Origin of the sequence: Thioalkalivibrio sp. ALJ24 (assembly GCF_000377785.1) — a bacterium.
In the GTDB taxonomy this organism is placed as follows: domain Bacteria; phylum Pseudomonadota; class Gammaproteobacteria; order Ectothiorhodospirales; family Ectothiorhodospiraceae; genus Thioalkalivibrio.
In genome coordinates, this window is sequence record NZ_KB898731.1 from 63,050 (window position 1) to 81,875 (window position 18,826).

An 18,826-nucleotide genomic window follows, 5' to 3' on the forward strand; every position below is an offset into this window, starting at 1 on the left:
CCTTGACGTTCACAGACGCTTCCGAATGTATGAACCGTCTGCGCCGGGGCTAACGGCAGGCTGCAGTCAGGCTTTAGGGTCCGAGGGAAGATTTTTTCGCACCACCGACGGGCGGGCGGTAAAACGCCGCATCACGCCCCGTGCCACCCGGTCATGCGGGTCGATGGCAAACCCCGCGGCCTCCACCGCCGCCTCGGTGTCGCGATTCGGATGGCAGCCGCCCGCGATGCAGGTCCAGGCCGGCTGCACCCGATCCTGCAGGCGCGCCAGGGTCGGACGCGTGTGCCGCACGTGTTCCAGCATGCGCAGCTCGCCCCCGGTATCCAGCACCCGCCGAACCTCGCCCAGCGCCCGCGGCGGGTCCTGCACCGAACAGAACACCAGCCCTGAAACCACCACGTCGAATCGCCCGTCGTCGAAGGGCAGGGCCTCCGCCCGGGCGATCACCAGCGGCACCTCGGGGGCACGCCAGCGTGCCCGGCGCGCGGCCGCCGGGTCGGGCTCGATGGCCACCACCTGCGCCGGAGATAAATACAGGGGAAGGTTACGACCCGTGCCGCAACCCACCTCCAGGATCCGGCCATGCACGCCGTCCAGCAGGCGCTCCCGCCAGCGGCGCAGACCGAGCAGCTCGGCCACCCGCATGAAGCCATCATAAAGCCAGGGAATCTGTTCCAGTCCGCGCATGTCACCTGCCTTGATCCGGATCCTCCGGTTCCGACCCCGGCGACCGGGAAGAAGTGCCCGACTGCCCCTTTTCGTGAACTGTATCGCACGCACCGGACGCAAATCGGAACTTCTCAGGCTGCGGTTCGTCCGACGCAATGAAGGGTGAGGGAAGCCCCGCCGCCGATCCGGCGGGGGGCTTCAGCCCCCGGGCCACGACGTGGCCACTGCATGGTGTGGACCCGGTCTACGACCGGGGCATCGAGACAACCGACTCCCTCCGTCACACGGTTGTTTCTGGATTAAGCCCGGCCCTGGTCGGGCTTCTTTTTTCGCATCTCCTCATCCGCGATCTTCTCCCCCGCGCCGACACGCCCATGGAACCGGCAACGAAAAAGGCCCGCAACCACCGGATGGCTGCGGGCCTTTGGAATATGGCGTCCCCACGGGGATTCGAACCCCGGTCGCTGCCGTGAAAGGGCAGTGTCCTAGGCCTCTAGACGATGGGGACGCAGAGGCAACGTCCTTGCTGCAAACCTAATCGGGCGGGCCCCGTGGCCTTTCAACACGCCCCCTGACCTTCGGGGGATGCAGGATGGTCGTCACCACACCGTTGAAAAGCAGCAAAAAGCCCAGCGGGACCATCGCGACCAGCATCTTGGACCATGTCTGCTCACCGGCAAACATCAGGCCGAAACCACCGATCAGTCCCACGATCGACAAAACCAGCCCAACGTAAACGGAGATCATCCCAAAACGATGCATCGCTGATCCTGCCTTTCGCCGTAATGGTGGAGCCAGGCGGGATCGAACCGCCGACCTCCTGCATGCCATGCAGGCGCTCTCCCAGCTGAGCTATGGCCCCGTAACCGGCGAGGTGCGTAATTTAGCCACACCCCTTTTACCTGTCAACCCGCCTGCGCGGAAATTCTCGCGATCGCCCGTTCGATCCGCTCCAGCGCGCGCTCGCGCCCGATGAGCACAAGCGTGTCGTCGATCGGTGGAGATACCGTACCCCCGGTCAGCGCGACACGCAATGGCTGCGCGACCTTGCCCAGTTTCAGGTCCAGGCGTTCGGCGGTGTGCTGCACCACCTCGTGCAGGGCCTCCTGTTCCCAGGCCCCCAGGGCACTGAAGCCATCGTGCAGGGTCTGCAGCACCGGGCGCGTATCGGGCGTCAGCTGCTTGCGCTCGGCCTTCGGATCGTAGTCGTCGAAGTCGCGGTAAAAATACACGCTGTTCTCGGCCATCTCGCGCAGCGTACGCGCCCGTTCCCGCTGCGCCAGCACCACCTGCCGCAGTTCCGGCCCCTCGGCGGGATCCACGCCCAGCTGGCCCAGGTGCCATCCCAGCTCCAGCGCCACATGGTCGGGATCCAGGGTCTTGATGTAGTGCTGGTTCAGCCACAGCAGCTTGTCGGGGTTGATGGCCGAGGCGGACTGATTCACGTCCTCGATATCGAACAGGCGTACCAGCTCGTCCAGCGAGAAGATCTCCTGATCACCGTGGGCCCACCCCAGGCGCACCAGATAGTTCAGCAGCGCCTCCGGCAGGTAGCCCTCCTCGCGGAACTGCATCACCGACACCGCCCCGTGGCGCTTGGACAGCTTGGCGCCGTCCGGCCCCATGATCATCGGCAGGTGCCCGTAACGCGGCGGTTCCACACCCAGGGCCTTGAGGATGTTGATCTGGCGCGGGGTATTGTTCAGGTGGTCATCGCCACGCACCACATGGCTGATGCCCATGTCCATGTCGTCCACCACCACGGTGAGGTTGTAGGTCGGCGAGCCGTCGGAGCGGGCAATGATCAGGTCATCCAGCTCGCTGTTCTGGAATGCCACCTTGCCGCGCACCATGTCGTCAACGATGGTCGCGCCCTCGTCCGGGGTGCGGAACCGGATCACCGGCTCCACGCCGTCACGCGGTTCGGTACGTGCGCGGCAGCGGCCGTCGTAGCGCGGCTTTTCCTTGCGTGCCTTCTGCTCCTCGCGCATCGCGTCCAGCTCTTCCTTCGTGCAGTAGCAGCGATAGGCGTGGCCGGAGGCCAGCAGCTGATCGATCACCTCGCGATACCGGTCGAAATGCTCGGTCTGGTAGAACGGGCCCTTGTCGTAGGTCAGGCCCAGCCAGTTCATGCCCTCGAGGATCGCATTCACCGACTCGGCGGTACTGCGCTCGAGATCGGTGTCCTCGATACGCAGTACGAACTCGCCACCATGGTGGCGGGCGTACAGCCAGGAAAACAGTGCGGTGCGGGCACCGCCGATGTGCAGATAGCCGGTGGGGCTCGGGGCGAAACGGGTACGCAGGGTCATGCTCGGACCATCGGTTGCTTGGGTGAACGGGTGCACAGGGTAGCAGACGACCGCGCCCGTGGCCCCGGCAGGACGCAGAGGACGGTCTACAATGTCCTCAGGGGCCGCCAGGAGCCTGTCCGCGGCCCCTTCAACCCGATAAGGGGGTTATGCGATGACCCGAAACCGGAGCTTCATCGCCTGTTCCGTGGCCCTTGCCGCCACCCCGGTCCTGCCCGTCTCGGCGCTCGCTGATCGCACGGATCCCGCAGAGGGTACGGAGCTCTATTTCATCAGTCCGCAGGATGGAGACACCGTCGTGAGTCCGATCCATGTGCGCATGGGCCTGCGCGGCACCCACACCCTGCAGCTGCTCTTCATGGACTATCGCCACATCAGCTTCGACCCGCCGGTGGTGTCCGAACAGATCACCATCACGGTGGAATAGAAGCCCCATCAAAAAGGCCCCCTCCATTCATGGAGGGGGCCGCGACAAGGGGATTCGCATCAACGCTCAGGTACCGCGCGATCCCCCGTGCATCACGGCAGCGCCGGGATGGTGATGTCCGGCATCTCGCCGGTCAGGGCGTGCATGAACGCCTCGAGGTCTTCCAGCTCGTCTTCCGTGAAGTCGGTGTCCAGCATCTCCTGACCCATGATGTCGATGGCTTCCTTGAGGGTCTCGGTCTCTCCATTGTTCATGTAGGGGTAGGTCAGGGCCACGTTGCGCAGCGTCGGGGTCTTGAAGGCGTACTTGTCGCGCTCTTCCCCGGTCACCAGATAGCGCCCCTTGTCCTCGGAGCCGGGCACCTGGATTCGGTGGAAATTCGAGTCCGTCAGCGCCGGGCCGCGGTGGCAGGCCACGCAACCGTTGTCCGCGAACAGGGCCATGCCGCGCTTCTGCTGCTCGGTCATCGCGTCCTCGTCACCCACCAGCCAGCGGTCCAGATCGGAGTTTGGCGTGTTCAGGGTACGCTGGAACGAGGCCAGGGCCTTGGCCACGTGATCGGTGTTCACGACGTTGTCGCCGTCATAATCCGGGTACGCCGCGTCGAACATCTCGATGTACTCGGGGAACTCCTCCAGACGCTCGATCGCTTCCTCCAGCGGCATCGCCATCTCCACCGCATCCTGGATCGGACCCAGGGCCTGACCTTCCAGGTCATCCTCGCGGCCGTCCCAGAACTGGGCCTCGAAGAACCCGGAGTTCAGCACCGTCGGACTGTTGCGTTCGCCCACCTGGCCGGCATGCCCAACGGCGCGCGGGATGCGGTCGGCCCAGCCCAGCGCGGGGTTGTGGCAGGTCGCGCAGGAGATCACGCCCGAGCTGGAGATGCGCGGCTCGAAGAACAGGAACTTGCCCAGCTCCACTTTCTCGTCGGTCAGGGAATTGTCGGCCGGGATCGGCGGCAGGGCCGGCAGCGGCTCGAACATGTCGCGGTACTGGTCGTAATCACCGGCGAACGCGGGGGCCGACAGCCCCAGGGCCACCGCAGTGCAGGCCGACAGCAGCAGGCCACGGAAGGTGCGGTTGTTCTGCATGGTGCGCTCCTTTTTTGTTTTTGATGACACATTTCCGTCCGGGGCGCGGAGGAGAATGCGTGGACTCAGTCTAAAAGAAGCTCCTGCTGTTTGGGGGGCTTTCTGCAGGGCAATCCCGTCCAGACTTGACATGGATCATCCCGCCCGCGATTTGCTCCGGCGGTTCCGCCCGGTTAGAGTCCGCTCGCCTTCAGGTGCCCCGGCCCACGACGCCGGGGATAATCGGGAAGCCGGTGCGTGAATCGACGTTCGCAACGCCGGCACTGCCCCCGCAACGGTAGGCGAAGACAGGCGGCTCCACTGCCACTGCGGCGCATCCACGGGATGCCCGCGGGAAGGCGATCCGCCCGGGGTGTCCTGCACCCCCTTCGCGAGTCCGGAGACCGGCCTGGAGGAAACCCGACGCCGCGGCGGGCGGCCGAGCGGGACTGGGCCGGTGTGTCCGCCCCCTTCCCCCTGCTCCCTTGCCCGACTGCCGGTGTCGTTTCATCCACGGCGTGCGGGGTCGCGCGCCCAAGGGAGCATCACAACAATGAAAGCTATCCATCTCCGACCGGGGCGGCCTGCCGTGCCGGCTCTGGCTACCCTGTGCCTGGTGACGGCCACGGGCATCGCGCCGGCGCAGGCCGGTTTCGATTTCGGCGACGCGGAGGACGGCCTGCAGGTCACTCTGGATCCGCTGATCCAGGGCCGTTACAGCTACGAGCATGATCCGGACGGTTCCAGCAGCGAATTCGATTTCCGGCGCGCCTGGCTAGACACCTCGGGCACCCTGTTCCACCCCGAACTGAGCTTTCGCCTGCAGCCGGATTTCAGCAACGGCGAGGTGTCCATGCGTGACGTCTGGCTGGAATACGGCCCGGGCGAACACCTGGGCCTGCGGGCGGGCCAGTTCACCGTGCCCTTCGGTCTGGCGCGGGACATCGGCGGCCCCAACCGCCTGTTCACCGAACTGAGCATCGCCGGCAACCAGTTCGAGATCCCGGCCGGACGCGACACCGGCCTCGCCCTGCTGGGTGGCGCGGGTGACGACCGCGCCTGGGCGGTCGGGATATTCGATGGCCGCGGCCGTCTCGATCAGCGCGACGACCGGCCCTCCACCTCCGGACACCTGTTCAGCGCCCGCGGCGCCTGGGCCCCGGTGGGGTCCGTCCCGCGCGACAACACCACGGTGGGCCGGGCCGTGGAGCGCACCGTAGCCCTGGGCGCCGGCCTGCAGGCCGCCAGCCGCAACCACCTGCGTGACTGGAGCCGCGGGCAGGAAGACACGGTGGACCGGCAGCGCGCCGACTGGGTCACCGCCACCGCCGATGCGGTGGTCAAGTTCGGCCATACCTCCCTGTCGCTGGCGGCCTACCGCCGCGATGTCTCCCCCGACCGCACCGCGAGCTACCACGACCTGGGGGCCGAGCTGGAACTGGCGCAGTCGCTGCCGCTGGAGGGCCTCGAGCTCGCCGCTCGCCACGCGGTACTGCGCCACGACGCCGGCGACGACCTGGACGGCGACGAGCGCTGGCAGCGCGAATGGGGCGCCGGCCTCAACTGGTACCACCGGGGGCAGCGGCAGAAGACCCAGCTCATGTGGCTGGACCGCGACACCGACACCTCGAACTGGCAGCTGCACCTGCAGCACCAGTTCCGCTTCTGAACAAACAGGGAGAATCGCCATGAAACGGATGCCATCCACGCGCCGGCCGCTGACGGCCGGCCTGTCGCTGGTCCTGCTGCTCGCAGCGACCGGTACCGCCGGCGCGGAAGACGAGATCAGCGTGCCGATGCCGGGCCCCTGGGGCGAAGACTACGCGGAGACCCTGGACGACCCGGCCGGAGTCGATGCCACCGAGGCCTTCCAGCGCTTTCGGCAGCAGAGCATGCAGGGCACCTCGGCCACCTACCGCAGCATCGAGCAGATCCTGCGCTACGACGCACCGTTCGCCGAACGTCTGCCCGAGCTGGCCGACGAACTCGCGCGCGGGGCCGCCGACATCGACACCTGGTTCGCCCGCGAGACACCGGCGCGGGACGGCCAACCCGGGGCCCTGCCCGCGGCCTGGGAGGATCCGGCGTTCGCCGAGTACAAGGCAGCCTACCGCGAGGCCACCACTGAACTGCAACGCAAGGTCGAGGCGGCCGACGACCTGGAGGACGAGGACTTTCAGCTACGCGCCACCGAGGCCCTGAACGGCGTACGCCACCAGTGCCTCGCCTGCCACGACAACTTCCGCCGCCGCTGAACCACGCGGGAAAACGCGGAAACCGGGGCCGCCGCCCGGCGGCCCCTTTCCTTCATCCTGACCGGGAAGGAACCACCTTCGCCTGCAAGCAGGCTCTACATCGTCGCCAACTTGCAGGAGCCTGCTTGCAGGCGAAAAGCCCCGTGTCCCACGACACTCACCGGCGTGATCCCTGTCTGCGGAAGATCGGGGGCGCCGCCGTTCAGTCCTCGTCCATGCCCCGGTAACGGCGCACGTGCGCCGGGTCGTACAGCGCACTGTCGCGGAAATCGCCCGGGTCCAGCGCCGGGCCCACCAGGATCAGCGCCGAGCGCCGCGTGGTCAGGGCCTGCGCCCGTTCCGCGATATTCCCCAGCGAACCGCGCACCACGGTCTCGTCCGGCCAGCTGGCGCGGAAGACGATCGCCACCGGGCAGTCGCAGCCATAGTGCGGCCGCAGGTCCTCGACCACGGTCTCGATATTGTGCAGCGACAGGTGGATCGCGAGCGTCGCCCCGGTGGCGGCAAAGCTCGCCAGCCGTTCGCGCTCCGGCATGGAGGACGCCCGTCCCGGCGTACGCGTCAGCACCACCGACTGCGCCACCTCCGGCACCGTCAGTTCCCGCCCCAGGGTCGCGGCGGCGGCGGATAATGCCGGCACGCCGGGCGTGATGCTGTACTCGATCCCGGCCGCCTCCAGCCGGCGGATCTGCTCGCCCAGCGCGCTGTAGACCGAAAGATCGCCGGAGTGCAGGCGCGCCACGTCCTGGCCCGCCGCGTGGGCGCGTTCGATCTCCTCCATGATCGCGTCCAGCGTCAGTGGCGCGGTGTTGACCACGCGCGCCCCCTCCGGGGCATGTTCCAGCACCGCCTCCGGCACCAGCGAACCCGCGTACAGGCACACCGGGCAGGCCGCGATGCGATCGCGCCCGCGCAGGGTCAGCAGATCGGCCGCACCCGGCCCCGCTCCGACAAAATGAACCGTCATCAAAACTCCTCGAAATTCCCGTCTGTCCCGTTCACCGTCCGCACGGCCACCGCGCAGCTCGCCCGTGCCGAGAGCCGCCGCGGCAGCAGCAGGCGCGCCCCGTCGCCGGCCACCGCCAGCGCCGCCGCCTCCGCCACCGAACCGACCCCGGCGGCGGCACGCGAGCGCGCCGACTCCGTGGACAGGGCCGCGTCGCGCGCGGCCAGCGCGGCCAGCGCGGCCGCCGACGCGAACACCGGCTCCAGCTCCAGGTCGCGCGCGGCCGTCCACAGCACCGGGCTGTCGCCCTTGTGCGCCGGGGCCGCCAGCTGCCGGATCTCGATCGCCTCGCCGCCCCCCGCCCGCAACCCGGCATGCGCCTCGGCCAGCATCTCGCGGACCAGTGCCTCCAGCTCGCCGGCCGTGCAGGCCGAGGCGAAGCCGACCCCGGGGGTCACCCGGACACGTGCCCCGCTCGGCGTTTCCCTCAGCCCCGGCGCAGCGACCACAGGGTCACCGGCCGCAGCGGCTGCCAGCCGGCCATGCCGCCCAGCGGCTCCGCGCGACTGACGTTGATCCGCGTGAGCTCGCCGCCGTGGCGCTCGTGCGCCGCCGCCAGCACCGCGTCCCCTTCCACGGTCACGCTGCTGGCGACCAGCCGCCCGCCCGGGCGCAGCTGGTCGATGCAGTGCTCCACCAGCCCCGGCGTGGTCAGCCCGCCGCCGATGAAGATCGCGTCGGGTGGCGGCAGGTCTCCCAGTACCTCCGGCGCCCGCCCGTGGATGGGACGCAGCGCCGGCACTCCCAGCGTGCTCGCGTTGCGCGCGATGCGTTCCAGGCGCTCCGCGCGCGGCTCGATGGCCACGGCGGTGTTGGCCGGATCCGCCAGCATCCACTCGATGCCGATGGCACCGGAGCCGGCGCCCACGTCCCACAGCCGCTCGCCGCGACCGGGCGCCAGCAGGGCCAGCGCCACCGCCCGCACCTCGCGCTTGGTGATCTGCCCGTCCTGCTCGAACTGCGCCTCCGGCCGGCCGGCACTGGCCGCCAGCACCTGCGCCGCCGGATCGGCCCGGCATTCCAGCGCCACGGTGTTCAGCGCCTCGATCGCGACCTCCGGCCATGCCCCGGCGCGCGCGCGGACGACCGCCTCGCGGTCCGCGCCCAGCGACTGCAGTACGGTCAGGGTGGAATCGCCGAAGCCGAGTCCGGTCAGCCAGTGCGCCAGTTCCGCCGGGGTATCCCCGTCGCGGCTCAGGATCAGCAGTCGCGCGCCGTCATGCAGCCAGGGCCGCAGCGCCTCCATCGGCCGGCCGTGCACCGACAGGCAGCGGGTCTGCTGCAGCGGCCAGCCCATGCGCGCGGCGGCCAGACTGAACGCCGAGGGCGCCGGCCAGACGCAGGTCTGCGCGACCAGAAAACGCCGCATCAGGGTCGCGCCCACCCCGAACCAGAAGGGGTCGCCGCTGGCGAGCACGCACAGCGGCTGCCCGGCGCGCGCCTCGATCCAGTCCAGCGCGGTCTCCAGCGGCGACGGCCACACCAGGCGCTCCTGCCCCGGCCGCTCCGGCAGCATCTCCAGATGCCGTGCGCCGCCGATCACCGTCGCCGCCGTGTCCAGCGCCATGCGGGCATCGGGGGCCAGCCCGGCGAGCCCCTCCGCGCCCACGCCGACGATGTTCAGCCATGGCGCTCGCTCCTCTCGCTCCTCGTTCGTGGCTAGACTGGTCATCCTCATGAGCTCCCGTTCATCCACCGATACCGGCCCCCGGGCGGCGCGCCCGCGGCAGATCCTGCTGCTGGGCGGCACCACCGAGGCCGCGGCACTGGAACCGCTGCTGGACGGCCACCCGCGGCTGCACGCCACCGTGTCGCTGGCCGGACGCACGCGCAGGCCCGCACCCTCGCGACTGCCGCGGCGCACGGGTGGGTTCGGCGGCGCCGACGGCCTCGCCGCCTGGCTGCGCGACCACGCGATCGACGCCGTGGTCGACGCCACCCACCCGTTCGCGCGGCAGATCTCGGCCAATGCCGTCGCCGCCACGCGCCGCGCCGGCGTACCCCTGGCCCGGCTGACCCGGCCGCCGTGGGAGGCCGGACCCGAGGACCGCTGGATCCGCGCTCCCGATCTCGCGGCCGCCGCCCGCGCGCTCCCCGGCCTCGGCCGGCGCGTGCTCATCACCACCGGGCGCCAGCACCTGGAGGCCTTCGCGGCCGCGTCCGAGCTGGACTACGTGATCCGCACCATCGACCCGCCGGAACCGCCGCCGGCGCTGCCCCGGGTCACCTGGCTGCGGGCCCGCGGCCCGTTCAGCCTGGCCGATGAGCACCGGCTGCTGGAGACCCACGCCATCGACGTGCTGGTCACCAAGGACAGCGGCGGCGCGGCCACCGCCCCCAAGCTGCAGGCCGCGCGCGAACGCGGCATCCCGGTGGTGATGGTGGACCGGCCGCCGGACGCCCCCGGGGTGCCCCGCTTCCACGCCCCGCAGGCGGCCCTGGAGTGGCTGGAAGGCCTCCCGCGCGTTCACCGCGACTCCGCCGACTCGACATAGCGCGGGGTGTACACATGGCGCCGGCCGGAGGGGCGTTCCAGCACCCGGGTGGAGGCGGCGCCGACGATCACCAGCGTGCTCATGTTGGCCGCCGCCGGATCCACCTCGCCGAGGGTGGAGACCCGCAGCTCCTCCCGCTCGCCGCGGCCCACCGCGGTGGCCAGCACCACCAGGGTGTCCGGGCCCTGGACCTCGCGCACGATGTCCAGCGCCGCACCCAGCTGCCACGGTCGCGCGCGCGAGATCGGGTTGTAGAAGGCCATGGCGAAGTCGGCCTCGGCCGCCAGCCGCACCCGGCGCCGGATCAGCGACCACGGCTTGAGATTGTCCGACAGGGAGATCGCGCAGAAGTCGTTGCCCAGCGGCGCCCCCAGCCGCGCCGCGGCCGCCTGCATCGCCGACACCCCGGGCAGCACCTCCACCGCCACCGCATCCCAGCGGCCCGGCTCCGCGCCCTCCAGGGCCTCGAACACCGCCGCGGCCATCGCGAACACCCCGGGGTCGCCCCCGGAGACCACCGCCACATCGCGCCCCTCGGCGGCCATGTCCAGCGCATGCGCCGCGCGCGCCAGTTCCTCGCGGTTGTCGGAGGCATGCACGCGGTGATGCGCCCCGGCCACGCGCTCCAGGTACGGCCCGTAGCCGACCAGGTCGGTGGCATCCGCGAGCAGCGCGGTCACCTCCGGCGTGATCCATTCGGGGCCGGCCGGTCCGACCCCGACCACGCTCAGACGCCCGCTCATCGCCGCACCCCCTCGCCATGGATCACGATCAGGGAGAAATACGGCGCCTCCCCGGGCGTCTCCTCGAGCGCCTCGGCCAGCGGCCGCACCCGTTCCTCGTCGAAACTCGCGCGTTCGATGTACCAGGCGCGCGCGGTCAGCCCCAGGCGCTCCAGCACGCGGCGGATCTTCGGCAGCTGCTTGCCGAGCTTCATGATCACCGCGGCCTGCGCGGGCGCGAGCGCCGCCTCCAGTTCCGCCTCCGGCAGCGTCCCCGGTACCACGCTCAGGGTGTCGTCGCGCATCACCAGCGGCGCCGGCAGTTGCGCCGCCGCGGCGATCGGCGAGATCACCCCGGGCACCACCTCGCTGCGAAAGCGCTCGCGCAGGCGCAGGTGCACGTGCATGAACGAACCGTAGAAATACGGATCGCCCTCGTTGAGCACGCAGACCGAACGGCCGGCCTCCAGATGGGCCGCCAGGCGTTCGGCGCACTGGTCGAAGAACGCCTCGATGCGGCTGCGGTAGCTCTCCTCTTCGTGGGCGATCTCGTTGGTCACCGGATACTCCAGCGCCTCCTCGATCTGCCCGGGACCGATGTGCGCATCCGCGATGCGCCGCGCCTGCCCGGTGGTCCCGCGCTTGCAGAAATACGCCACCACCGGCGCCTCGGCGATGCGCCGCGCGGCGCGGAAGGTCATCAGTTCGGGGTCCCCGGGGCCGGTGCCGACCCCGCAGAGCACCCCGGGTTCGATCGTTCCGGGTTCGACCGTTCCGGGCCCGCTCGTCTCCGCCGCACTCATGCCGGCTCCCTCCCCAGGCCGTTGACCGCCCCGGCAGTGATCGCGCTGCCGCCGCGGCGCCCGGCCACGGTCAGGTATTCCAGCCCGAACGGGTTGTCCGCCAGCGCCTGCTTGCTCTCCACCGCGCCGACGAAGCCCACCGGGATGCCGATCACCGCCGCCGGGCGCGGCGCGCCGTCGCGCAGCATCTCCAGCAGGCGGAACAGGGCGGTGGGCGCATTGCCGATGGCCACCACCGCCCCGGCCAGCTCGGGGCGCCACAGCTCCATCGCCGCCGCGCTGCGGGTGTTGTCCAGTTCGCGCGCCAGCTCCGGCACGCGCGCATCGCGCAGGGTGCAGCGCACCGGGTTGTCCGCCGGCAGGCGCGCGCGGGTGATGCCGTGGGCCACCATCTCGCTGTCGCACAGCACCGGGGCCCCGGCCTCCAGCGCCTGACGGAGCGCACTGCCGGCACCCGGCGAGAAGCGGATGTCCTGCGCCAGATCGGGCATGCCGCAGCTGTGGATCATGCGTTCCACCGCCGCCACCAGATCCGCCGGGAAGCGCTCCAGGTCCGCCTCGGCGCGGATGATCGCGAACGACTCCGCATAGATCGCCTTCCCGTCGCGCTCGTAGCGCCAGGCCTCAGTCTCCGTCACGTTCGTGCTCCTCGCACAGCGCCGCGTCCACCGCGGCATTCCAGGCCTCGGGCCCGATCCGTTCCAGCATGGTCTGCAACTCCTCTCCAGCATTGCGTTGACGGGCGAACGCCCGCTCCAGCGCCGTGATCCGGGCGCGCGCCTGTGCCGGGGCCAGCCCGCTCCATTCAAGGGCCGCACCGGGTCGCGAGCGCAGCACCACGGCATGGCCTTCCGGCCGCGCGATCCACTCGACCACCCCGGCTTCCGTCCGCGGCGGCGCCGCGCAGCGCTTGTCGCAGGCGGATACCTGCAGCCGCATCCCGCTCGCGGCCAGGGTCGGCATGCGCTGCACCAGCGCGGCGGCCTCGCTGCGCGCGGCGATGTGCGCCGAGGCGCAGCCCGGCTGCCCGACACAGGCATCCGCCGCCAGGCGCCGGTCGGCCGGCTCGGTCACCGCGCCCAGTTCCCGCAGCAGGCGCTGCAGCTCCGGAATGGCCTCCGCGGCCACGCCGGTCGCCAGCAGCGCCCGCCACGGCGTCAGGCGCAGACCGCCGCCGTGCGGCTCCAGCCACGCGGCCAGACGCTCCAGCCGGTCGGCGTCGATCACGCCGAACGGGAAGACCGCCCCCAGCCAGGCTCCGCCGGCCGCCGCACCGAGCCAGTCCCCGGCGCGCACCGGCGTGTCGGCGTGGGCGACCGCACCCGGCGTCTCCCCCTCCGAACCCGGCAGGCGCAGCGCCTCGCTCCCGGGCATGCCCAGCGCGTCACGCAGCCGTCCCGGCGGCGGATCCAGCACGACGCGCTGCTCGAGAAACGCGCGCAGGGCGCGCACCACCGCCTCCGGGGCGTGCTGCGCCGAGACCTCGCCGAGCGGGGTCGCCGTGGCCGCGGTGCCGCCGGCCGCCAGACGGAAACGAGGCCCCGCGCCGGCGAGCGGATCCAGACGCAGATCCGCCGGCACCCCGCGCAGCGAGGCACGCCCGCCACCGTCGACCACCACGCCCACCTTGGCCGGCAGACCCCGCAGCGCGGGCTCGTCGACGATCGCGGCGCTCACCGCGCGCGCCAGGGCCAGCACGTCCACCGCCTCCGGATCGAGGTCCGGCACCGGCGCCGCCAGCACGTTGCGCCGCGCCTCGCGCTCCGCCTGCGCATCCACCAGCCCGGTGGGGGCCAGGGCCGCGCGCGCCGCGTCCAGGTCGCCGGCCGCCACGCCGCGCAGCTGCAGGTTGCCGCGCAGGGTCAGTTCCAGTTCGCCGTTGCCCAGGCGCCGCGCGGTGTCCGCCAGCACCCGCGCGGCGGCCGCCCCCAGGCCCCCGATCGGGTGGCGCAGGCGCAGCAGATAGCCGTCCCCGGTGGCCATCGGCGCCGCCACCCCGGGACAGGCCCCGCGTACCCGCGGCGGCTGCGGCGCCGCCGGACGGTTCATGAGCGCAGCCTCCGGCTGTGGGCCAGCAGATACCAGGCCCCGCCCGCCACCAGCACACAGGCGGCGGCCAGCACCGCGAAGGTCGTGGTCCAGGCGACCGCGCTGACCCCCAGCAGGCCGTGGCGGAAGCCCTCGATCACGTAATAGAGCGGGTTCAGCTGCGCGATCCCCTGCCAGGGATCGGCCAGGCGCTCCACCGGATAGAACAGCCCGCCGAGATAGATCAGCGGGGTAAGCACAAAGGTGCTGATCACCGAGGTGTGGTCGAAGCTGCGCGCGTACAGGCCGTTGATCAGCCCCGCCAGCGAGAACAGCACCGCGGTCAGCAGCGCGATCCCCAGCACCGCCCCGGCGTGGTGCAGCTGCAGATCGCTGAACGGCAGCGCCACCGCCAGCACCAGCGCCCCGGCCAGCAGCCCACGCAGTACCCCGGCGGTGGCAAACCCGGCCACCAACAGCCACGCCGGCATCGGCGCCACCAGGATCTCCTCGATGTGGCGCTGCAGGCGCGCGCCGAACAGCGCGAGGCTGCTGTTGCCGTAGGCGTTGGTGACCACCGCCAGCATCACCAGGCCCGGCAGGATGAAGTCGGCATAGGGCACGCCGCCCAGGGTGCCGATCTCGCGCCCCACCAGATGCCCCAGCACCGCGAGAAACAGCACCGCGGTCACCAGCGACGGCAGCAGGTTCTGCACCCAGCCGCGCAGGAAGCGGCGCACCTGCTTCACCACCAGCCCGCGCCAGGCGTACCAGTACAGCGCGGCGTTGTGCAGCGGGCTCATGCCGCGCCCTCCCCGCCGCGCTCGCGCAGCAGTTCGAGAAAGCGGGTCTCCAGCCGATTGCCCTTCTCGCGCAGCCCGGCGATACGCGCCCCGGCGGCGGTCAGTTCGGCGAACACCGGGTTCAGCTCGGTGCCGCGCGGCACGTCCACCTCCAGGGTGTGCGCATCCACCGGGCGCAGGGTGCCGGCGGACAGCGCGAGCTCCCCGGGCCGCGCCAGCGGCTCTGCCAGTTCCACCACCAGGGTCTGGAAGCGCAGCCCGCGCAGCAGCTCGCCGGTGCCGCCGCGGGCGATGATGCGCCCGCCATCGATGATGGCCAGCTCGCGGCACAGGCGCTCGGCCTCCTCCAGGTAATGCGTGGTCAGCAGGATGGTCACGCCATCCGCGTTCAGTTCCTGCAGCAGGGTCCAGAGGTCGTGGCGGGCCTCCAGGTCGACGCCGGCGGTGGGTTCGTCCAGCACCAGCAGGCGCGGCTGGTGCACCAGCGCGCGCGCCAGCAGCAGGCGCCGCTTGAAGCCCCCGGACAGCCCCCAGGCGGTCTGCCGGCGGCGGTCGGCCAGCCCCAGGCGCTCGCACAGTTCGTCGGTGCGGCGGCGCGCCTGGCGCGGCGACAGTCCGTAGTAGGCGCCCTGGGTCTCGATGATCTCGCCCACCGGCTCGAAGCTGTTGAAATTGACCTCCTGCGGCACCAGACCGACCAGACGCCGCGCCGCCACCGGCTCGCGCGCGACATCGTGGCCGAAGATCCGTACCGTGCCGCGCTCCAGGCGCAGCAGCGAGGTCAGCAGCCCGATCAGGGTGGTCTTGCCGGCGCCATTGGGCCCCAGCAGGCCGAAGAACGCCCCCGGCTCGACGTGCAGGCTGACCCCGTCCAGGCCGACCCGGCCACCGCGATAGCGCTTGGCGAGGTCGTCGATGGCGATGGCCGGGGCGCTCATCGCGTCACCCCCGTGGCATGGTCGTGGTCGCCGGCCGTCCCCACCACCCGGCCCTGGCGATCCACCGCGACCACCTCCAGCGTGGTGTCGGGCAGCTGATAGCTGCGCGCCTGTTCCAGGGCCAGCGCCGCCATGCGGTCCCCCAGTGCCACGCCGGCCTCCTGACAGGCGGCGAGGGCCTCGATGCTGGTGTTGCAGCCGCGGATCCGCCGCGCCAGCGCGGCATCCGCCCCGGCGGCCGCGGCGGTGGCGGCGATGAAATCCAGGTCGATCGCGCTGCTGCGGCTGTGGGTATCCGGGTGCCCGGCGGCGAACTTGCCCAGCTTGGCGAAGCCCGCCACCAGCGCGACGCGCGGCAGCGGCTGGCGCCGCAGGTACTTGAGCGCCGCGCCGAAGAAATCGCCCATCTCCACCAGCCCCATCTCGTCAAGCCCGTAGCGCTCGCTCGCGGTGCGTTCGCTGGTGCCGCCGGTGCAGCAGGCGACCTGCCGCAGGCCGTTGGCCCGCGCCACGTCGATGGCCTGGTGGATGGAGGCGATGTAGGCGGAACAGGAGAAGGGCCGCACGATGCCGGTGGTGCCGAGGATGGAGATGCCGCCGAGGATGCCGAGGCGCGGATTCATGGTGCGCCGGGCGATGCGTTCGCCGCCATCCACGCCGAGCGTGACCCGGAACCCGCCCGCATGGTCCAGCTCGCGGGCCAGGCGTTCGAGGTGGTCGGTGATCATCCGCCGCGGCACCGGGTTGATCGCCGGTTCCCCCGGCGGCAGCACCAGACCGCTGCGGGTCACCGTGCCCACCCCGGGCCCGGCGACGAAGGTCACCCCCGCATCCGGCCGTGGTTCCACCCGCGCGCGGATCCAGGCGCCGTGGGTGGCATCGGGATCATCGCCGGCGTCCTTGATGACCGCCGCCTCGGCACCGCCCGGAACCCGCTCCAGCGACGCCAGCGCCAGGCTGACCACCTGGCCACGCGGCAGCACCACCTCCTGGCTCGTGGTCGCGCCGCCGCCCAGCGCCAGCCGCGCCGCCCCCAGGGCCGCCGCGGTCGCGCTGGTGCCGGTGGTCAGGCCGGTGCGCAGCGGCGCGGTGCCGTCGCGGCTCTCCGCGCGCATCGCTCCGGGTTGCGCGCCCGGCTCGGGTACGGGCTCAACCATGGATCCCGTCAACCGCGCCGAGGTCCATCGCGGGCGCCCCGGAAGCATCGCCCGTCAGCCGGGCGCGTTCGCCCACCACGTCGCCCACGATCAGCAGGCTGGGCGACTCCAGCGCGAGCGCCGCGGTGCGCCCGGGCAGGTCTCCCAGGGTGCCGGCGACCACGCGCTGCCCCGGCCGCGTCCCGTGCTCGATGATGGCGGCGGGCCGCGTGGCCGGGGCGCCGGCGGCGACCAGCCCGGCACAGATCTCCGCCAGCGGGTTCAGCCCCATGTAGATCACCACTGTCTGTCGCGGGGCGGCCAGCGCCTCCCAGTCCAGCTCGGTAATGCCGTTGCGCCGGTGCGCGGTCACGAACTGGCAGCGATGGGCATGATCGCGGTGGGTCAGCGGGATGCCGGCGAACGCCGCGCAGCCGCCGGCCGCGCTGATGCCGGGGATGACCCGCACCGGGATGCCGGCCGCCGCCAGTGCCGCCGCCTCCTCGCCACCACGGCCGAAGACATACGGATCTCCGCCCTTCAGCCGCACCACGTAACGCCCCTCGCGGGCGCGTTCGATCATCAGCGCGTTCAGCTCCTCCTGGCGCAGGCTGTGGTTGGCGCGCGCCTTGCCCACGTAGCAGCGTTCGGCCTGCGGACTGGCCATCGCGAGGATCGCCTCGGGGATCAGGCGGTCGTGCAGCAATACCTCGGCATCGCGCAGCGCCGCGGCCGCGTCCAGCGTCAGCAGCCCGGGATCACCCGGCCCGGCGCCGACCAGATCCACGCGGCCGGCGGCCGGCGTGCTGTCCGTGAACGCCCGGCTCATGACGCGAACAGGGCTGCGGCCGCCTCCGGATTGGAGGGGAACCAGGCGTGCAGGTAGGTGGCGGTCAGCCGGCCGTCGCGGTAGACCGCCTCGCCGGTGGAACCGGCGCCGCGGGCACGGGTGCAGTGCGCGACAGGTTCCAGCCCGACCTCGGCCCGGGTGTGGTGGAAGGTATGACCGCGCAGCTCGCCCTCCGGCAGCGGCGCCGCCTGCAGCCCGAGGCCCTGCAGCTTGTCCTCCAGACGCGCATGCCCCGGCAGCAGACCGGCCATCGGCGCGGCGTGGCCGTCGCGGTCCGCCAGCTCTTCCAGCAGGTAGAGGAAGCCGCCGCACTCGGCCAGGAGCGGCCGGCCGGCCGCGTGATGCGCGGCCAGGTCCGCCTTCAGGCCGGTGTTGGCCGCCAGTGCCCCCAGGTGCAGCTCGGGATAGCCGCCCGGCAGCCACACCGCATCCACCTCGGGCAGGCGGTCGCCGGCCACCGGGGAGAAGAACTCCAGGCGCGCGCCCAGCGCACGCAGGAACTCGAGGTTGCCCGGATAGGTGAAGGCGAACGCTGCGTCGCGGGCAATGCCGATGCGCAGCCCGTCCAGCCGCGGGGCCCGTTCGGTCCCGGAGTGCGAGTCGGGCTCCGCACCGGCGTCCGCTTCGGGGGCGAAAGCCACCGGGGCCGGCAACTCGGTCACCCCGGCCTCGGCGATCGCCTGCGCGGCGGCCTCCAGACGGGCGTCCAGGTCGGCGACCTCGCCGGCCTGCACCAGCCCGAGGTGGCGGTCGGGCACGCTCAGGGCCTCGTTGCGCTGGATCGCGCCGAAGAAATGCACGCCATCCGGGGTGGCATCGCGCAGCATGCGCCCGTGCCCCGGGCTGCCGGTGCGGTTGGCGATCACTCCGGCCAGTGGCATCTCCGGGCGGTAGGTCGCCAGCCCGTGCACGATGGCGCCGAAGGTCTGGGCCATGCCGCCGGCATCCACCAGCGCCAGCACCGGCAGGCCGAAGGCGACCGCCAGGTCCGCGCCGGAGGGGTCGCCGTCGAACAGGCCCATGGAACCCTCGACCAGGATCAGGTCGGCATCCTGCGCGGCGGCATGCAGCTTCGCCCGGCAGGCCGCCTCGCCCACCATCCACAGGTGCAGCGGGTCCACCGGATGCCCGGAGGCCTGCTCCAGGATCATCGGGTCGAGGAAATCCGGGCCGGTCTTGAACACCCGCACCCGGCGCCCCTGGTTGCGATGGTAACGCGCGATCGCGGCGGTAACCGTGGTCTTGCCCTGGCCCGAAGCCGGCGCCGCCACGAACGCGGCCGGGCAGCTCACCGGGGCACTCATGCCGA

At 71.7% G+C, this 18,826-nt stretch carries 20 protein-coding genes, 2 tRNA genes and 1 riboswitch; of the genes, 4 read left to right on the forward strand and 18 right to left on the reverse strand.

Annotated features, from left to right (window positions below; translation table 11 throughout):
- Nucleotides 1–66 precede the first annotated feature (66 nt).
- The 5 genes from D571_RS0111130 to gltX all read right to left on the reverse strand — a co-directional run bounded on the left by D571_RS0111130 (nucleotide 67) and on the right by gltX (nucleotide 2,981).
- The gene (locus D571_RS0111130) at nucleotides 67–687 is read right to left on the reverse strand and encodes a class I SAM-dependent methyltransferase (RefSeq protein WP_018936769.1); all 621 of its coding nucleotides are present in this window, start codon (nucleotides 685–687) and stop codon (nucleotides 67–69) included.
- A 414-nt stretch (nucleotides 688–1,101) separates the two neighbouring features.
- Nucleotides 1,102–1,177 (reverse strand) — tRNA-Glu (locus D571_RS0111135).
- A gap of 26 nt (nucleotides 1,178–1,203) precedes the next feature.
- Entirely contained in the window at nucleotides 1,204–1,431 is a 228-nt protein-coding gene (locus tag D571_RS0111140) for a hypothetical protein (protein ID WP_018936770.1), read from the reverse strand.
- A gap of 24 nt (nucleotides 1,432–1,455) precedes the next feature.
- Nucleotides 1,456–1,531: transfer RNA gene (locus tag D571_RS0111145), tRNA-Ala, on the reverse strand.
- Between the two features lie 43 nt (nucleotides 1,532–1,574).
- Nucleotides 1,575–2,981: a glutamate--tRNA ligase gene (gltX, locus tag D571_RS0111150; RefSeq protein ID WP_018936771.1), complete on the reverse strand. Its 1,407-nt coding sequence runs from the start codon at nucleotides 2,979–2,981 to the stop codon at nucleotides 1,575–1,577.
- Nucleotides 2,982–3,135: 154 nt separating this feature from the next.
- On the opposite strand from gltX, the gene D571_RS0111155 reads away from it, so the two are divergent.
- On the forward strand, nucleotides 3,136–3,408 hold the full coding sequence (locus D571_RS0111155; protein ID WP_018936772.1) for a DUF4399 domain-containing protein: 273 nt from the start codon (nucleotides 3,136–3,138) through the stop codon (nucleotides 3,406–3,408).
- Nucleotides 3,409–3,500: 92 nt separating this feature from the next.
- On the opposite strand, the gene D571_RS0111160 is transcribed toward D571_RS0111155, so the two are convergent.
- Nucleotides 3,501–4,502: a cytochrome-c peroxidase gene (locus tag D571_RS0111160; RefSeq protein ID WP_018936773.1), complete on the reverse strand. Its 1,002-nt coding sequence runs from the start codon at nucleotides 4,500–4,502 to the stop codon at nucleotides 3,501–3,503.
- A gap of 175 nt (nucleotides 4,503–4,677) precedes the next feature.
- A riboswitch (cobalamin riboswitch) is annotated at nucleotides 4,678–4,909 on the forward strand.
- Nucleotides 4,910–5,034: 125 nt separating this feature from the next.
- Here D571_RS0111160 and D571_RS0111165 point away from each other — a divergent pair.
- Together D571_RS0111165 and D571_RS0111170 are read left to right on the forward strand one after the other, a co-directional pair.
- The gene (locus D571_RS0111165; RefSeq protein ID WP_026287801.1) at nucleotides 5,035–6,150 is read left to right on the forward strand and encodes a porin; all 1,116 of its coding nucleotides are present in this window, start codon (nucleotides 5,035–5,037) and stop codon (nucleotides 6,148–6,150) included.
- Between the two features lie 19 nt (nucleotides 6,151–6,169).
- Nucleotides 6,170–6,736 (forward strand): cytochrome c, encoded by a 567-nt coding sequence (locus D571_RS0111170; protein WP_018936775.1) that lies wholly within the window; start codon nucleotides 6,170–6,172, stop codon nucleotides 6,734–6,736.
- A gap of 202 nt (nucleotides 6,737–6,938) precedes the next feature.
- On the opposite strand, the gene cobM is transcribed toward D571_RS0111170, so the two are convergent.
- From cobM to D571_RS0111185, 3 genes are read right to left on the reverse strand one after another with little or no spacing between them, the layout of a single operon-like run.
- Nucleotides 6,939–7,703 carry a precorrin-4 C(11)-methyltransferase gene (cobM, locus tag D571_RS0111175; protein WP_018936776.1) on the reverse strand — a complete coding sequence of 255 codons (765 nt, stop codon included), beginning with the start codon at nucleotides 7,701–7,703 and terminating at the stop codon, nucleotides 6,939–6,941.
- Nucleotides 7,703–8,140: a cobalamin biosynthesis protein gene (locus D571_RS0111180; RefSeq protein WP_018936777.1), complete on the reverse strand. Its 438-nt coding sequence runs from the start codon at nucleotides 8,138–8,140 to the stop codon at nucleotides 7,703–7,705. Before D571_RS0111180 ends, cobM begins: the two co-directional genes overlap by 1 nt.
- Nucleotides 8,141–8,169: 29 nt before the next feature.
- Nucleotides 8,170–9,414 (reverse strand): bifunctional cobalt-precorrin-7 (C(5))-methyltransferase/cobalt-precorrin-6B (C(15))-methyltransferase, encoded by a 1,245-nt coding sequence (locus D571_RS0111185; RefSeq protein WP_018936778.1) that lies wholly within the window; start codon nucleotides 9,412–9,414, stop codon nucleotides 8,170–8,172.
- 4 nt (nucleotides 9,415–9,418) lie between these two features.
- Between D571_RS0111185 and D571_RS0111190 the strand changes: the two genes are divergently transcribed.
- Nucleotides 9,419–10,237 carry a cobalt-precorrin-6A reductase gene (locus D571_RS0111190; protein ID WP_018936779.1) on the forward strand — a complete coding sequence of 273 codons (819 nt, stop codon included), beginning with the start codon at nucleotides 9,419–9,421 and terminating at the stop codon, nucleotides 10,235–10,237.
- Here D571_RS0111190 and cobJ read toward each other — a convergent pair.
- From cobJ to D571_RS0111235, 9 genes are read right to left on the reverse strand one after another with little or no spacing between them, the layout of a single operon-like run.
- Nucleotides 10,210–10,980 (reverse strand): precorrin-3B C(17)-methyltransferase, encoded by a 771-nt coding sequence (cobJ, locus tag D571_RS0111195; protein ID WP_018936780.1) that lies wholly within the window; start codon nucleotides 10,978–10,980, stop codon nucleotides 10,210–10,212. The two genes, D571_RS0111190 and cobJ, sit on opposite strands and share 28 nt — an antisense overlap.
- Nucleotides 10,977–11,762: a precorrin-2 C(20)-methyltransferase gene (locus D571_RS0111200; RefSeq protein WP_018936781.1), complete on the reverse strand. Its 786-nt coding sequence runs from the start codon at nucleotides 11,760–11,762 to the stop codon at nucleotides 10,977–10,979. The genes cobJ and D571_RS0111200 overlap by 4 nt, the downstream gene beginning before the upstream one ends.
- Nucleotides 11,759–12,400, reverse strand: coding sequence for a precorrin-8X methylmutase (locus D571_RS0111205; protein ID WP_018936782.1), 642 nt, complete (start codon nucleotides 12,398–12,400; stop codon nucleotides 11,759–11,761). The genes D571_RS0111200 and D571_RS0111205 overlap by 4 nt, the downstream gene beginning before the upstream one ends.
- A complete protein-coding gene (cobG, locus tag D571_RS0111210; protein WP_018936783.1) occupies nucleotides 12,387–13,811 on the reverse strand; it encodes a precorrin-3B synthase in 1,425 nt (474 codons plus the stop codon). The genes D571_RS0111205 and cobG overlap by 14 nt, the downstream gene beginning before the upstream one ends.
- Complete coding sequence (locus D571_RS0111215) at nucleotides 13,808–14,593, reverse strand: ABC transporter permease (protein WP_018936784.1); 786 nt, start codon at nucleotides 14,591–14,593, stop codon at nucleotides 13,808–13,810. Before D571_RS0111215 ends, cobG begins: the two co-directional genes overlap by 4 nt.
- Nucleotides 14,590–15,531 carry an ABC transporter ATP-binding protein gene (locus D571_RS0111220; RefSeq protein WP_018936785.1) on the reverse strand — a complete coding sequence of 314 codons (942 nt, stop codon included), beginning with the start codon at nucleotides 15,529–15,531 and terminating at the stop codon, nucleotides 14,590–14,592. The genes D571_RS0111215 and D571_RS0111220 overlap by 4 nt, the downstream gene beginning before the upstream one ends.
- Nucleotides 15,528–16,646, reverse strand: coding sequence for a cobalt-precorrin-5B (C(1))-methyltransferase (locus tag D571_RS0111225; protein WP_018936786.1), 1,119 nt, complete (start codon nucleotides 16,644–16,646; stop codon nucleotides 15,528–15,530). Before D571_RS0111225 ends, D571_RS0111220 begins: the two co-directional genes overlap by 4 nt.
- A gap of 34 nt (nucleotides 16,647–16,680) precedes the next feature.
- The gene (gene cobA, locus D571_RS0111230; RefSeq protein WP_018936787.1) at nucleotides 16,681–17,496 is read right to left on the reverse strand and encodes a uroporphyrinogen-III C-methyltransferase; all 816 of its coding nucleotides are present in this window, start codon (nucleotides 17,494–17,496) and stop codon (nucleotides 16,681–16,683) included.
- Nucleotides 17,493–18,821 (reverse strand): cobyrinate a,c-diamide synthase, encoded by a 1,329-nt coding sequence (locus tag D571_RS0111235; RefSeq protein ID WP_018936788.1) that lies wholly within the window; start codon nucleotides 18,819–18,821, stop codon nucleotides 17,493–17,495. The genes cobA and D571_RS0111235 overlap by 4 nt, the downstream gene beginning before the upstream one ends.
- Nucleotides 18,822–18,826 lie beyond the last annotated feature (5 nt).

Excerpts from the sequence above, each read along its gene's own strand:
- D571_RS0111130 (WP_018936769.1), bottom strand. The coding sequence starts at position 687 with ATGCGCGGACTGGAACAGATTCCCTGGCTTTATGATGGCTTCATGCGG.
- D571_RS0111140 (WP_018936770.1), bottom strand. The coding sequence starts at position 1,431 with ATGCATCGTTTTGGGATGATCTCCGTTTACGTTGGGCTGGTTTTGTCG.
- gltX (WP_018936771.1), bottom strand. The coding sequence starts at position 2,981 with ATGACCCTGCGTACCCGTTTCGCCCCGAGCCCCACCGGCTATCTGCAC.
- D571_RS0111155 (WP_018936772.1), top strand. The coding sequence starts at position 3,136 with ATGACCCGAAACCGGAGCTTCATCGCCTGTTCCGTGGCCCTTGCCGCC.
- D571_RS0111160 (WP_018936773.1), bottom strand. The coding sequence starts at position 4,502 with ATGCAGAACAACCGCACCTTCCGTGGCCTGCTGCTGTCGGCCTGCACT.
- D571_RS0111165 (WP_026287801.1), top strand. The coding sequence starts at position 5,035 with ATGAAAGCTATCCATCTCCGACCGGGGCGGCCTGCCGTGCCGGCTCTG.
- D571_RS0111170 (WP_018936775.1), top strand. The coding sequence starts at position 6,170 with ATGAAACGGATGCCATCCACGCGCCGGCCGCTGACGGCCGGCCTGTCG.
- cobM (WP_018936776.1), bottom strand. The coding sequence starts at position 7,703 with ATGACGGTTCATTTTGTCGGAGCGGGGCCGGGTGCGGCCGATCTGCTG.
- D571_RS0111185 (WP_018936778.1), bottom strand. The coding sequence starts at position 9,414 with ATGACCAGTCTAGCCACGAACGAGGAGCGAGAGGAGCGAGCGCCATGG.
- D571_RS0111190 (WP_018936779.1), top strand. The coding sequence starts at position 9,419 with ATGAGCTCCCGTTCATCCACCGATACCGGCCCCCGGGCGGCGCGCCCG.
- cobJ (WP_018936780.1), bottom strand. The coding sequence starts at position 10,980 with ATGAGCGGGCGTCTGAGCGTGGTCGGGGTCGGACCGGCCGGCCCCGAA.
- D571_RS0111200 (WP_018936781.1), bottom strand. The coding sequence starts at position 11,762 with ATGAGTGCGGCGGAGACGAGCGGGCCCGGAACGGTCGAACCCGGAACG.
- cobG (WP_018936783.1), bottom strand. The coding sequence starts at position 13,811 with ATGAACCGTCCGGCGGCGCCGCAGCCGCCGCGGGTACGCGGGGCCTGT.
- D571_RS0111215 (WP_018936784.1), bottom strand. The coding sequence starts at position 14,593 with ATGAGCCCGCTGCACAACGCCGCGCTGTACTGGTACGCCTGGCGCGGG.
- D571_RS0111220 (WP_018936785.1), bottom strand. The coding sequence starts at position 15,531 with ATGAGCGCCCCGGCCATCGCCATCGACGACCTCGCCAAGCGCTATCGC.
- D571_RS0111225 (WP_018936786.1), bottom strand. The coding sequence starts at position 16,646 with ATGCGCGCGGAGAGCCGCGACGGCACCGCGCCGCTGCGCACCGGCCTG.
- cobA (WP_018936787.1), bottom strand. The coding sequence starts at position 17,496 with ATGAGCCGGGCGTTCACGGACAGCACGCCGGCCGCCGGCCGCGTGGAT.
- D571_RS0111235 (WP_018936788.1), bottom strand. The coding sequence starts at position 18,821 with ATGAGTGCCCCGGTGAGCTGCCCGGCCGCGTTCGTGGCGGCGCCGGCT.